The organism is Mycolicibacterium austroafricanum (assembly GCF_902705885.1).
In the GTDB taxonomy this organism is placed as follows: Bacteria; Actinomycetota; Actinomycetes; order Mycobacteriales; family Mycobacteriaceae; genus Mycobacterium; species Mycobacterium vanbaalenii_A.
Genome location: NZ_CACSIP010000011.1, coordinates 22,156 through 35,067 on the forward strand (window position 1 = coordinate 22,156; position 12,912 = coordinate 35,067).

At 69.0% G+C, this 12,912-nt stretch carries 12 protein-coding genes; 8 read left to right on the top strand and 4 right to left on the bottom strand.

Annotation, left to right across the window (positions count from 1 at the left end; genetic code table 11):
* Positions 1-110: 110 nt before the first annotated feature.
* Entirely contained in the window at positions 111-890 is a 780-nt protein-coding gene (locus tag BEMPMBAN_RS08425; RefSeq protein ID WP_159229915.1) for an iron reductase, read from the bottom strand.
* A 237-nt stretch (positions 891-1,127) separates the two neighbouring features.
* Between BEMPMBAN_RS08425 and BEMPMBAN_RS08430 the strand changes: the two genes are divergently transcribed.
* From BEMPMBAN_RS08430 to BEMPMBAN_RS08445, 4 genes are all read left to right on the top strand, one after another.
* Complete coding sequence (locus tag BEMPMBAN_RS08430) at positions 1,128-1,544, top strand: BlaI/MecI/CopY family transcriptional regulator (protein ID WP_159229916.1); 417 nt, start codon at positions 1,128-1,130, stop codon at positions 1,542-1,544.
* Positions 1,545-1,558: 14 nt separating this feature from the next.
* The gene (locus BEMPMBAN_RS08435) at positions 1,559-2,524 is read left to right on the top strand and encodes a M56 family metallopeptidase (RefSeq protein ID WP_159229917.1); all 966 of its coding nucleotides are present in this window, start codon (positions 1,559-1,561) and stop codon (positions 2,522-2,524) included.
* A gap of 66 nt (positions 2,525-2,590) precedes the next feature.
* Positions 2,591-4,063 carry an NADP-dependent phosphogluconate dehydrogenase gene (gndA, locus tag BEMPMBAN_RS08440; protein WP_159229918.1) on the top strand — a complete coding sequence of 491 codons (1,473 nt, stop codon included), beginning with the start codon at positions 2,591-2,593 and terminating at the stop codon, positions 4,061-4,063.
* Between the two features lie 25 nt (positions 4,064-4,088).
* The gene (locus tag BEMPMBAN_RS08445) at positions 4,089-5,525 is read left to right on the top strand and encodes a GuaB1 family IMP dehydrogenase-related protein (protein ID WP_159229919.1); all 1,437 of its coding nucleotides are present in this window, start codon (positions 4,089-4,091) and stop codon (positions 5,523-5,525) included.
* Here BEMPMBAN_RS08445 and BEMPMBAN_RS08450 read toward each other — a convergent pair.
* Genes BEMPMBAN_RS08450 through BEMPMBAN_RS08460 form a run of 3 tightly spaced genes read right to left on the bottom strand, consistent with a single transcriptional unit; the run spans position 5,478 to position 9,169 of the window.
* Entirely contained in the window at positions 5,478-6,590 is a 1,113-nt protein-coding gene (locus tag BEMPMBAN_RS08450; protein WP_159229969.1) for an ABC transporter ATP-binding protein, read from the bottom strand. The genes BEMPMBAN_RS08445 and BEMPMBAN_RS08450 overlap by 48 nt on opposite strands.
* 1 nt (position 6,591) lies before the next feature.
* Positions 6,592-8,130 (bottom strand): ABC transporter permease, encoded by a 1,539-nt coding sequence (locus BEMPMBAN_RS08455; protein WP_200845918.1) that lies wholly within the window; start codon positions 8,128-8,130, stop codon positions 6,592-6,594.
* Positions 8,131-8,140: 10 nt separating this feature from the next.
* Positions 8,141-9,169, bottom strand: a complete 1,029-nt coding sequence (locus BEMPMBAN_RS08460; RefSeq protein ID WP_159229920.1) for an iron ABC transporter substrate-binding protein — start codon at positions 9,167-9,169, stop codon at positions 8,141-8,143.
* Positions 9,170-9,377: 208 nt separating this feature from the next.
* Here BEMPMBAN_RS08460 and BEMPMBAN_RS08465 point away from each other — a divergent pair, with 208 nt between their 5' ends.
* The 4 genes from BEMPMBAN_RS08465 to BEMPMBAN_RS08480 are packed head-to-tail and all read left to right on the top strand — an operon-like array spanning position 9,378 to position 12,892.
* Entirely contained in the window at positions 9,378-9,551 is a 174-nt protein-coding gene (locus tag BEMPMBAN_RS08465) for a hypothetical protein (RefSeq protein WP_159229921.1), read from the top strand.
* Positions 9,552-9,559: 8 nt separating this feature from the next.
* Complete coding sequence (locus BEMPMBAN_RS08470; protein WP_425294950.1) at positions 9,560-10,909, top strand: hemolysin family protein; 1,350 nt, start codon at positions 9,560-9,562, stop codon at positions 10,907-10,909.
* On the top strand, positions 10,909-11,970 hold the full coding sequence (locus BEMPMBAN_RS08475; protein ID WP_159229923.1) for a hemolysin family protein: 1,062 nt from the start codon (positions 10,909-10,911) through the stop codon (positions 11,968-11,970). Before BEMPMBAN_RS08470 ends, BEMPMBAN_RS08475 begins: the two co-directional genes overlap by 1 nt.
* Positions 11,963-12,892: a 3-methyladenine DNA glycosylase gene (locus BEMPMBAN_RS08480; RefSeq protein ID WP_425294949.1), complete on the top strand. Its 930-nt coding sequence runs from the start codon at positions 11,963-11,965 to the stop codon at positions 12,890-12,892. Before BEMPMBAN_RS08475 ends, BEMPMBAN_RS08480 begins: the two co-directional genes overlap by 8 nt.
* Positions 12,893-12,912: the final 20 nt, after the last annotated feature.

Genomic DNA, 12,912 nt, shown 5'->3' on the forward strand with positions numbered 1-12,912 from the left:
TGCGTGGGGCCCGTCCTTCGTGTGGACCGGGGGTCTCTGCAGCCCTCAGGACTCCGGCGCGGTCCGGTGGTTCGGATCGTGAACTGCTTTAGAGCATAGGCAAGGCTGCCCTAATTAATCAAGGCTTTCGCCGAAGTCATCCGCGATGTTCCGCGCACGGGCAACCCGAAGCCGACGAAGGCGTCCAGCACCGCCTGCCCGCGACGCATGCTGACCACCTCGCTCGAGCCCGCCAGCAGCGGTATCTGGGTCGCGGCGCCGACGACGGACCCGCCGACGAGGTGCCACATCGACGCCACCGTCATCGCCCCGCCGCTGACGTCGGCCAGCTTGAGGAACACAGGCGCCAGGGCGCGGTGGCTGCGATGGGCGATCCACGTCGTCAGGGCTGCTTCGCTGGGAAGCGCGACGATCCCGTCCTGGGCGGACCGGCCGACGCCGATCTTCGTGCGGTCGCCGAAGAACGGATCGTCGGGCAGTCCGCGCACCGTCGGATCCGCGACGCCGACCCAATCGATGGCGCCCTCGGAGTCGACGTGCACCCAGAGGTTCTCCAGTCCGGTGTCCCAGGCGCGTCCCTCGAGGACGAGAAGCGGGATCACCCGGCCGACGACCACGTGGGCGAAGGTCGCGGCGAGCTGCTGTGCGACGGATGACCGGCTCTCGGTCTCGGCGACCCCGGCGTCGAACATCGTCTGGAGCCGGTCGGTGGTCAGGACCTCGGCCAGCGGCCACCATCGGCGGCGGGACAGATCGCCCATCACCGCCACGCCGTAGACCCGGGGGCATTCGCGGTACAGCTCGCGGAGCCGCCGGCTGGATTCGTGGATCGGCAGCGTTCTGCCGATCGACATTCCTGCGATGAGCGGATCCTCGATCGCGACCGTCATGGCACCTCCAATCTGAGTTAGCTCTGGGTTAGGTTAGCCTTACTATAGTGCCGAGCCTGTCGCGGGCTACCCCCTGTGATTGGACTCACAAAGGGCGATAATGGAGGGGTGAACGAGGCTCCACCGGCCTGCGCCGCCCGACTTCCCGGACCCGCGACCTGGGCTCGGAACGGATACGACACGCGGTAGTAATCCCGTAGTACGCTTTGGGCTACTGCTGGTAGGAGATGAACTGAGATGGCCAAGGTGACACGGCTCGGGGAGCTGGAGCGGTCCGTGATGGACCACCTGTGGTTCGCAGATGAGCCCCAGACGGTGCGCCAGGTGCACGAGGCCCTGGCAGCGCACCGCGACCTTGCGTACACGACCATCATGACCGTGCTGCAGCGGCTGGCGAAGAAGAATCTGGTCGTCCAGCACCGCGATGATCGCGCACACCGCTATGCCCCCACCCACGGTCGCGACGAACTGGTCGCCGGGCTGATGGTGGACGCGCTCGACCAGGCCGCCGACTCCGGCAGCCGGGAGGCCGCGTTGGTGCATTTTGTCGAGCGGGTCGGTGCCGGCGAGGCGGCGGCGCTACGCCGGGCGCTGGCTGAACTCGAGGACAAAGAACGTCACAACCCACCCGCTGGCGGTTCGGGTACCGGCTGAGAGACACTTACAGCGTGTCCGCGCTGGCCTTCACCATCGTCGCTCTGCTCCTGTCGGGGCCGGTGCCGGCGATGCTGGCGCGAGCCGGCTGGCCGCTGCGTGCGCCACGCGCGGCAATTGTGTTGTGGCAGGCGATCGCCCTGGCCGCGGTGCTCTCGGCGTTCTCCGCGGGAATCGCCATCGCCAGCCGACTGTTCGTGCCCGGTGAGGACGGGCGCCCCACGGCCACCCTCACCAGTGAGATCACCGTCCTGGGGTGGCCACTGTGGACCGTGTACGTCACCGTTTTCGCTCTCACCCTGGTGATCGGCGCCCGGCTGGTCATGTCCGTGCTCAACGTCGCGATCGCCACCCGGCGTCGGCGTGCCCACCACCGGATGGTCGTCGACCTCGTCGGTGCGTCGCACCTGAGCGCCCCCCATCTGTGCAGCCACTATCCGCGCCCCCTGGCCGGCGTGGGACTCCGCATCCTGGACGTGGCCGAGCCACTGGCGTACTGCCTGCCGGGTGTCCGCAGCCGCGTCGTGGTCAGTGAGGGCGCGCTGAGCACGCTGTCGGACAGCGAAGTCACCGCGATCCTCACCCATGAGCGTGCCCATCTGCGGGCCCGTCACGACCTCGTGCTCGAGATGTTCACCGCGGTCCACGCCGCGTTTCCCAGGTTCGTCCGCAGCGCCAACGCGCTGACCGCGGTGCGGTTGCTGATCGAGATGCTCGCCGACGACGCGGCGGTGCGCACCACCGGTCCGACCCCGCTGGCCCGGGCGCTGGTCGCGTGTGCGGCCGGCCCGACCCCGCGAGGCGCTCTGGCCGCCGGCGGGCCGACGACGGTGGTGCGGGTACGACGCCTCTGCGGTGAGCCGAACAGCCGGATCGTCGCAGCAGGCGCGTACTTCGCAGCGGCGGCGGTTCTGGTCGTACCGACCGTCGCCCTGGCGGTGCCGTGGCTCAACGAGCTGCATCGACTGTTTCTTGCGTGAGCGTCCCACCCACGCTGGGTGTTGGATGACCAGTAGCTGTGCCGTCACGAGAGAAGGGTTTCGTCTATGAGCTCGTCGCAGTCCCCAGAACCGACAGGGTCCGCGGGTACGGCGCAGATCGGTGTCACCGGTCTCGCCGTGATGGGGTCGAACATCGCACGCAACTTCGCCCGGCACGGCTACACGGTGGCGCTGCACAACCGCTCGGTCGCCAAGACCGACGCACTGCTGGCCGAACACGGCTCCGACGGCGACTTCGTGCGCAGTGAGACCATCCCGGAATTCCTTTCCGCGCTGGAGAAGCCGCGGCGGGTGCTGATCATGGTCAAAGCCGGGGACCCGACCGACGCGGTGATCGACGAGCTCGCCGACGCGATGGAACCCGGCGACATCATCATCGACGGGGGCAACGCGCTCTACACCGACACCATCCGCCGGGAGAAGGCGATGGCCGACCGGGGCCTGCACTTCGTCGGCGCCGGCATCTCCGGAGGCGAGGAGGGCGCGCTCAACGGCCCCTCGATCATGCCGGGCGGACCCGCCGAGTCCTACAAAAGCCTCGGCCCCCTGCTCGAGGAGATCTCCGCCCACGTCGACGGCGTGCCGTGCTGCACCCACATCGGGCCCGACGGCGCAGGACACTTCGTCAAGATGGTGCACAACGGCATCGAGTACTCCGACATGCAGTTGATCGGCGAGGCCTATCAGCTGCTGCGCGACGGGCTCGGCAAATCGGCCGGTGAGATCGCCGACGTGTTCGACGAGTGGAATCGTGGTGAGCTGGACAGCTTTCTGGTGGAGATCACCGCGCAGGTTCTGCGCCAGACCGACGCCAAGACCGGCACGCCGCTGGTCGACCTGATCCTCGACGAGGCCGAGCAGAAGGGCACCGGCCGGTGGACGGTCAAGTCCGCGCTCGACCTGGGGGTGCCCGTCACCGGCATCGCCGAGGCGGTGTTCGCCCGTGCGCTGTCGGGTTCGGTGGCGCAGCGCAAGGCCACCACCGGCCTGGCATCGGGCGATCTCGGCGACCGCCCTGCGGAGGCCGCGCAATTCACCGAGGACATCCGTCAGGCGCTGTACGCGTCGAAGATCATCGCCTATGCCCAGGGCTTCAACCAGATCCAGGCAGGCTCGGCCGAATACGACTGGGACATCACCCCCGGCGACATGGCCACCATCTGGCGGGGTGGCTGCATCATCCGCGCCAAGTTCCTCAACCGAATCAAGGACGCGTTCGACAACGATCCCGAACTGCCCACGCTGATCGTCGATCCGTACTTCCGTGCCGCGATCGAGAACGCGATCGACAGCTGGCGCCGCGTCGTGGTGAAGGCGACCGAGTTGGGCATCCCGATCCCGGGCTTCAGCTCGGCGCTGTCCTACTACGACGGGCTGCGCACCGAACGCCTGCCCGCGGCCCTGACGCAGGGGCTGCGCGACTTTTTCGGGGCGCACACCTACGGCCGCATCGACACCGACCGGGCCAAGCGCTTCCACACCCTGTGGAGCGGCGATCGCAGCGAGGTCGAGGCGTAGCGGCGTCGGCCCTAGGCTGGAGTGCGTGCAGTTCCTTCAAGGCCACCAGCCGCCGTACGACCTGACCTACAACGACGTCTTCGTCGTCCCCGGGCCCAGCGACGTCGCCTCGAGATTCGACGTCGACCTGTCGACGTCCGACGGCACCGGGACCACGATCCCGGTGGTCGTCGCCAACATGACAGCCGTCGCCGGACGGCGGATGGCCGAGACCGTCGCCCGTCGGGGCGGGCTCGTGGTGCTGCCGCAGGACCTGCCGATCCAGGCGGTCAGGCAGACCGTCGACTTCGTCAAGAGTCGCGATCTGGTGATGGACACCCCGGTCACGCTGGCCCCCGACGCGTCGGTCTCCGACGCCTGCGCGCTGATCAACAAGCGAGCACACGGTGCGGCTGTGGTGGTGTTCGAGAACCGACCCATCGGCCTGGTCACCGAGTCGGTGTGCACCGGCGTCGACCGCTTCGCCCGGGTGCGGGACGTCGCCACCACTGAGCTTGTCACCGCCCCGGTCGGAACCGACCCGCGCAAGGTCTTCGATCTGCTCGAACACGCCCCGGTCGAGGTGGCGGTGATGACCGAGCCCGACGGCACCCTGGCCGGTGTCCTGACCCGCACCGGAGCCGTCCGCGCGGGCCTCTACTCCCCCGCGGTCGACGCGGCAGGGCGGCTGCGGATCGCCGCTGCGGTCGGCATCAACGGTGATGTCGCGGCCAAGGCCACCGCGCTCGCCGAGGCCGGTGTGGACGTGCTCGTCGTCGACACCGCGCACGGCCATCAGGCCAAGATGATCGACGCGATCAAGGCGGTGGCGTCGCTGGGCCTCGGTCTGCCGCTCGCGGCGGGCAATGTCGTCTCCGCCGAGGGCACCCGCGACCTGCTCGACGCCGGCGCGTCCATCGTCAAGGTCGGCGTCGGCCCCGGCGCCATGTGCACCACCCGGATGATGACCGGCGTCGGCCGCCCGCAGTTCTCCGCGGTACTCGAATGCGCAACGGCAGCAGCACAACTCGGTGGTCACGTGTGGGCCGACGGGGGCGTCCGGCATCCACGCGACGTGGCCTTGGCGTTGGCCGCCGGCGCATCCAACGTGATGATCGGCTCCTGGTTCGCCGGTACCTACGAGTCGCCCGGCGACCTGATGCGAGACCGCGCGGGCCAGCCGTACAAGGAGAGCTACGGGATGGCCTCCAAGCGCGCGGTGGCCGCCCGTACGGCGGCCGACAGCGCCTTCGACCGGGCGCGCAAAGCGCTGTTCGAAGAAGGCATCTCGACGTCGAGAATGAGCCTGGACCCCACCCGGGGCGGTGTCGAGGACCTGCTCGACCACATCACCTCGGGAGTGCGCAGCACCTGCACCTATGTCGGCGCGGCCACGCTGGCCGAACTACACGCCAAGGCCGTGGTCGGGGTGCAGTCAGCGGCCGGGTTCGCCGAGGGCCACCCGCTGCCGACTGGTTGGTGACGGATAGGCGAGCACATCGCCTGCGACCTCCACGGTGACAGCCGAACCGACCGCCAGCGCGCACTCCCCCGGGCTGCGCAGCGAGACCGCGCTGCCGTCGGTCAGCTCGACGTGGACGACGGTGTCCGCGCCATAGAACCGGCACGCCGTGACGCGGGCGGGTTCTCCGGAGGTCGCCGTGCCGAACCGCAGCTGTTCGGGTCGTAGCACCACCACGGCCGACCCGTCGGGCACGGGCAGGCGGACGGGCAGCGCGCCCAGCGCGGTGCGCACCACACCCGAACTGGCCGAGCCGGCCAGCTCGATCGTGGCGCCGACGAACCGGGCATTGGCCAGGCTGGTGGGCCGGGCATACAGATCGGCGGGCGTGCCGTGCTGGGCGATCGACCCGTCGATCAGCAGCGCCACCGAATCGGGCAGCGACAGCGCCTCGGACTGGTCATGGGTGACCAGCAGCGCGGTGGTTCCGGCGGCGCGCAGGATCGCGGCGATTTCTTCGCGGACCCGCACGCGCAGTCCGGCATCCAACGCGGCGAACGGTTCGTCGAGCAGCAGCACGCGAGGCTGGGCGGCCAGCGCACGCGCCAGCGCCACCCGCTGTTGCTGCCCGCCGGAGATCTCGTGCGGCCGGGCATCGGCGAGCCCGTCCAACCCGACCACCGACAGCCAGTGCGCGACGCGGTCATGGATGTCCCTGCGCGAGGCCCGAGCCATGCCAAAAGCCCGATCCATCCCAAACGCCCGATCCATCCCAAACGCGACGTTCTGCCCGACGCTCAGATGCGGGAACAGGGCACCTTCCTGCGGCATGAGGCCCACCCGCCGCCGGTGCACCGGTACGGTCGTCGGGCCGCCCGCCACCGTCTCCCCCGCGATGCGCACCGTTCCGGTATCGGGATTCTCGAAGCCTGCGAGAATCCGCAGCAGCGTGGTCTTGCCGCAGCCCGAGGGACCCAGCACCGCGGTGATGGTACCTTCGGGCAGCACGAGGTCGACGTCGGACAACACCTGGCGATCGCCGAAGGATTTGGAGATGCCTTGGGCCGCAACGGCCGGCGTGTTCACCTCAGTCACTGCGCACACCGCCTGCGCCGGTGCTCCACAAGCCCAATATCGCTGTCGGGACGGCGGCGAACACCAGCAGAGCCGCCGCGTAGGGCGCTGCGGCGGCGTAGTCGCTGACCGTGCTGTAGTTCCACAGCCGAGTCGCCAGGGTGTCGGTGCCGGTCGGGTGCAGCAGAAGCGTGACCGGTAATTCTTTCATGCAGGTCAACAACACCAGCGCCGCACCGGCTGCGATGCCGGGCAGCGCGATTCTGGCGGTCACCGCGCCGAAGGCGCGCTGAGGTGTGCGGCCCAGCGAACGGGCCACCTCCTCCAGGCGAGCGGGGACGGCTTCCACTGCCGTACGGACCGATCCGATCGCCAGAGGCACGAACAGAACCGTATAGGCAAGGATCAGCAGCGGTTCGCGCTGGTAGATCGGACGCAGCAGCAGCACGCCGAGCGACACCATCGAGATCGCGATCACGATCGCCGGCAACCCGTGCGCCACATAGCTGACCCCTTCCAACGTCCGGGTGGCCCGATCGCGGTGCCGGGCGGCGAGGACGCCGAGCGGCAGCGCCGCGGCGGTCGACGCCACCGCGGCAGCAACCGAGAGCCAGACCGTCGATCCGAGTGCCGAGAACCATTCCGCGACATCCCACCGCGGACCCGCCGTCAGAAGCCAATCTGCCAGCGTCACACTGGGAACGACGATCGCGGCGGTGAGAACGGCCACCGGCACCAACAGTGCGACCCAGTTCCAGGCCCCGAGCCGATTCAACGGCGCAGGCCGGGGCGCACCGCCGCCGATCCGGGACGAGGCGGCCCGCCCCCGGGCGCGGCTTTCGGCGAGCACCAGCGCCACCGCGAACGCCATCAGCACCAGCGAGAGCACCGCCGCCCGGGCGGGGTTGAACCCGGAGCGGTACGCGCCGTAGATCACCCATGTGAACGCCTCGAAACGCATCGCGGCGACCGCACCGAAATCGCTGAGCACATACAGGCCGACCAGCAGCGCGCCGGCGGCGATCGCGGCGCGGGCCTGGCGCAAGGTCACCCGGAAGAGCACCGCGAATCCCCCGAGGCCCAGCGACCGCGCCACCTCCTCCTGGGCCGGGTCGACGCGCGCCAGAGCGGCCATCGTGGTCAGCAGCACCAGCGGATAGCTGACAAGCGTCAGGACAAGACAGGCGCCCCAGAAACCGGCAATGCCGGGAAAGGCGGAGACCCACAGGTAGGCCAGCAGATAGCTCGGCATGGCCAGGGGCAGGGTCAGGGTGACCGCGAGGGCGCGCCTGGCCCGGATGTCGGTGCGGGTGACCAGCACCGCCAACCCCACCCCGAGGACCACGCACGCCGCGGTGACCACGACCACGAGCAGCAGCGACCGGCCGACCAACGCTGCGGTGCGTGGCTGGACCAATTCCTCGATGACAAACGGCCAGCCGCGCTCCAACGCCCGCGCTGCCAGATAGACCAGCGGGATCAGCGTGCCGGCCGCAACGAGGGCCGCCGGTATCAGCAGCAGCGCGGGCGGCCGGCTGCGCCCCACGGTCACCTCAACCCGGTCAGTTGGTCAGCAAGCCGGTCTCGACCAGCAATTCCTGCGTGGCCTCGATGTCGTCGAGCTGTGAGAGGTCCACTGCGGGCGGCTGCAGGTCGCTCAGCGGCGGAATCGCGGCCGATGATGCGACGCCGGCCACGAGTGGGAACTCCGCCGTCTCCTCGGCGAAGTACTGCTGGGCGGACTCGCCTACCAGATATGCGGCAAATGCCTGTGCCCCCTCGGGATTCGGCGCCGACTTCAGCACCCCGACACCGGCGACGTTGACCAGGCCGCCGGGATCCCCCGGCGCCATGAACTGATTCTCCGCGGTGACGGCGTCAGCACCTTTGGAGTTGATCAGCTCGTACAGGTAGTAGTGATTCACCGGGCCGAGTGCGACCTCGCCGGAATCCACGGCATCTCGCACCGCGACGTTGTTCTCGTATGCCTGCGGATCCTGGGCCTCGAACGCCCGCAACCATTCCTCGGCGCCGTCCTCCCCGCGGAGCACCCGCAGCCCGGTCACGAACGCCTGCCAGGAGGCGTTGCTGGGGGCGAACCCGATGTTGCCCTTCCACTCCGGCGCCAGCAGACCGTCGATGGTGTCGGGTGGATTGGGCGCCAGGGTCGGGTTGTACACGATCACGCGCGCCCGGCCGGAGACACCGACCCAGGTGCCGTCCGCTGCCGAATACTGCGCGGGAACCGCCTCCAGCGTCGCGGCGTCGATGGGTGCCAGCAACCCTGCCTTGGACACTGCGCCCAGCGCGCCCGCGTCCTGCGACAAGAACACGTCGGCGGGCGACCGGTCCCCCTCGGTGAGCAGCTGTGCCGCCATCTCACCGGAGCCGGCATAACGTGTCTCGACCTCGATGCCGGTGTCGGTGGTGAACTGCTCGATCAACGGTGCGACCAGTTCTTCGCTGCGGCCGGAGTACACGACGATCTTGTCGCTGTCCTCAGACTGTGATTGCGACCCGCAGGCTGTGAAAGCCAGCATCGCCGCCACGATTCCGAACGCGCCGACGGCGCGGGAGATCGACATCGACATCAAGTGAGCTCCATCTGTTGGTGAACGGCGTGCTGGCTGCGGCACACCTGCGATCTGGGACCGAACCTACCATTGGGTGAGGTTAGGCTAACTGAACGGTGGCCGGGCGAGAAATGCCCGGTGGCTCAGCTAGCATGTGTTGACCATCAGTCGAATCCGGCGGCTCAGCGCTGCCGCGAATCGTCCGCGCGAAAACGAAAGGGACCAGGTGCCGCAGGCACTGGACGGAGGCCCATCCGAGCCGGCCGTACACGCCGAGCAGCCCGGCGATGAGCCCGCCGAGGCCGAGCCGTCCCCTAGTCGGCCGGGCACCCTGCCCGGCGTCTCCGGTCGCCCGATCGACCTGCTCCGCGCCGCCCCGACCGCGGGAGCACTGCCGTGAGCCCGCTGATGTCCATGCTGGCGCTGCTGGCGTTCATGATGCTCACCGCGGGAACTGCGGTGTTCGTCGCCGCGGAGTTCAGTCTGACCGCGCTCGAGCGCAGCACCGTCGAGGCCAACGTCCGCACCGGTGACCGCCGCGACCAGCTCGTCCAGAAGGCCCACCGCACGCTGTCCACCCAGCTGTCCGGCGCTCAGGTGGGCATCTCGATCACGACGCTGGCCACCGGGTTCCTCGCTGAACCCGTCGTCGCGCGGCTGATCGCGCCGGGGCTGAGTGCCGTCCGGGTGCCGGAGCAGTTCGTCAGCGGCCTGGCCCTGGCTTTGGCGATCCTGCTCGCCACCTCCATCTCCATGGTGTTCGGCGAGCTGGTACCCAAGAACCTCGCCGTCGCCCGGCCCGTTCCGACCGCGCGGTGGTCGGCGGGTCCCCAGCTGTTCTTCTCGTTCACGTTCACGCCGCTGATCCGGTTCACCAACGGAACCGCGAATCGGATTCTCCGACGAATGGGTATCGAGCCCGCCGAAGAACTGCGCTCTGCGCGGTCACCGCAGGAGTTGGTGTCGCTGGTGCGCACGTCGGCGCGCAGCGGGTCGCTCGACCCGGTGACCGCCGTCCTGGTGAACCGCTCGTTGCAGTTCGGGGAGCGCACCGCCGAGGAGCTGATGACACCGCGGTCCAAGATCGACACGCTGGAGGCCGAGGACACGGTGGCCGACCTCAGCGAGGCGGCGGTGCGGACCGGGCATTCCCGCTTCCCGGTGATCCGGGGCGACCTCGACGAAACCATCGGTGTGGTCCACGTCAAACAGGTGTTCGCGGTGCCGTACGGGGAACGGTCCTCCACCCGGCTGGCCGATATCGTGCAGCCGGTCGCCAAGGTGCCGTCGACCCTCGACGGCGACGCGGTGATGTCGGAGGTGCGCGCCAACGGCCTGCAGACGGCGCTGGTGGTCGACGAGTACGGCGGCTCGGCGGGCATGGTCACGGTCGAGGATCTGATCGAGGAGATCGTCGGAGACGTCCGCGACGAACACGACGACGAACCGCCGGACGTGGTGGCCGCCGGGCGAGGCTGGCAGGTGTCCGGGCTGCTGCGCATCGACGAGGTGGCCGAGAGCACCGCGTTCCGCGCGTCGGAAGGCGACTACGAAACCATCGGCGGTTTGGTGCTCGAGACCTTGGGCCACATCCCGGAAGAGGGCGAATCGGTGGAGCTGACCGCCTTCAACCCGGATGGTTCCATCGAGGATCCGGTGCGCTGGCGGGCGACGGTGCTGCGGATGGACGGCCGCCGGATCGACCTGCTCGAGCTCGCCGAGCTGGGCCACCGCGGCGACGTGGATGGGGCCAGCTGATGGGAGACATCTTCGGCGTCCTGCTCACGGTGCTGCTGTTGGGCGCCAACGCGTTCTTCGTCGGCTCGGAGTTCGCGCTGATCTCGGCCCGCCGCGACCGTCTCGAGGCGCTGGCCGAACAGGGCAAGAAAAGCGCGGTCACCGTCATCAGGGCCGGTGAGAATCTGTCGCTGATGCTCGCCGGCGCGCAGTTGGGCATCACTGTGTGCTCGATCCTGCTGGGCCGGGTGGCCGAGCCGGCGGTCGCGCACCTGCTGGAGAAGCCGTTCGGCCTCCTCGGCATCCCGGCCGCGTTGCTGCACACGGTGTCGTTCCTGGTGGCGCTGTCCATCGTGGTGACGCTGCACGTGCTGCTCGGCGAGATGGTGCCCAAGAACATCGCGATCGCCGGGCCCGAGTCCACCGCCATGCTGCTGATTCCGGTCTACCTGGTCTACATCCGTGCCGCCCGGCCGTTCATCGCGTTCTACAACTGGTGCGCCAACGTCACGCTCCGCGGATTCGGTGTGGAACCGAAGGACGAACTCGACGTGACGGTGTCAACCGTCGAACTGTCGGAGATGATCGCCGAGTCGCTGTCCGAAGGTTTGCTCGATCCCGAGGAGCACACCCGGCTGACCCGCGCCCTGCAGATCCGCAACCGAGTGGTCGACGACGTCGCGATACCGCTAGACCGCATCCGAGCGGTCCCCGTTTCCGGGGAGGGGGCCGGCCCGACGGTCGGCGCCCTCGAAGAGGCCCTGACGGAGACCGGATACTCCCGATTCCCCGTCGCCGACCCCCATGGCGCGTTCATCGGCTATCTGCACATCAAAGACGTGCTGCCGCTGGTCAACGACCCGTATGACGACGCCACGATCGTGGATTCGTCGATGGTGCGACCGCTACCCCGGGTGCCTGCCTCGCTCCCGCTGCCCGACGCGCTGTCCCGGCTGCGTCGCACCAACAGTCATCTGGCGCTCGTCACCGCGGCCGACGGTGCTGTCACCGCGATGGTGGCGCTCGAAGATCTGGTCGAGGACCTGGTGGGAACCGTCCGCGACGGCACCCATCGTGTCTGATTCGCGGCTCGCCGCGGTATCTGATTCGCGGCTCGCCGCGGTATCTGATTCGCGGCTCGCCGCGGTATCTGAGCTCTGGCTGGAACGCGCCGCGGCCCACCGCCGGCGAACCGACGACCTGCTGGCGCCGCACCTGGCGCGCAGGCGTGCGGGACTCGCACATCCCGTGTTCGATTTCCTGTTCACCTACTACAGCCTCCGGCCCCGCCAGTTGCGGCTGTGGCATCCCGGCTACGGCACCGTCCTCGCCGGCGCGGCCGCGGATCGCTACCTCGATCGCACCGGGTACACCCGGCACGCCCACGGCGTCACGGTGAGCCGTGACTACCTTCATGCGCGGGCAGGCACTGTGAGGTTCATCGCGGAACTGCTGGGTGCGGTGGCCTCCCGGCCGGCGCGGCTCAACTGTTTCGGTCTGCACGAGTGGGCGATGGTGTACCGCGCTCCTTCGGTGCGCCATGCTGGCGTGCCGCTGCGCCTCGGCGCCGCCTGCACGGATGCGGTGGTCGATTCGATGCCGCTGCGCTGCAGTCATTTTGACGCATACCGGTTCTTCACCGAGCCGGCGGCAGGACGCAACGCCGCGCACCTGACCCGGGAATCCCAGATGGACGCGGAGCAGCCGGGATGTGTGCATGCCGGGATGGATCTGTACAAGTGGGCGTTCAAGCTCGGGCCGCTCATCGAATCCGGGCTGGTGCTGGATTGCCTGGAGCTCGCCACCGACGCCCGGGTTCTCGACATGCGGGCGAGCCCCTACGATCTGCGGGAGTTCGGGTTCGAGCCGATTGCCGTCGAAACCACCGACGGTCGTCGGGAATACGCTCGGGCGCAGGAAGCGATCAGTGAACGGGCCGCACCACTGCGGGCCACGCTGTTGAGCCGTTGCACAGCGCTGTTGGACGACGCCACGGGGTATTAGCCCTGCTACCGCTGGGTAAG

Bases quoted from the DNA above. Each gene is read 5' to 3' on its own strand.
- gndA (WP_159229918.1), top strand. From the start codon at position 2,591: ATGAGCTCGTCGCAGTCCCCAGAACCGACAGGGTCCGCGGGTACGGCG.
- BEMPMBAN_RS08460 (WP_159229920.1), bottom strand. From the start codon at position 9,169: ATGTCGATGTCGATCTCCCGCGCCGTCGGCGCGTTCGGAATCGTGGCG.
- BEMPMBAN_RS08475 (WP_159229923.1), top strand. From the start codon at position 10,909: ATGGGAGACATCTTCGGCGTCCTGCTCACGGTGCTGCTGTTGGGCGCC.
- BEMPMBAN_RS08425 (WP_159229915.1), bottom strand. From the start codon at position 890: ATGACGGTCGCGATCGAGGATCCGCTCATCGCAGGAATGTCGATCGGC.
- BEMPMBAN_RS08470 (WP_425294950.1), top strand. From the start codon at position 9,560: ATGTCCATGCTGGCGCTGCTGGCGTTCATGATGCTCACCGCGGGAACT.
- BEMPMBAN_RS08430 (WP_159229916.1), top strand. From the start codon at position 1,128: ATGGCCAAGGTGACACGGCTCGGGGAGCTGGAGCGGTCCGTGATGGAC.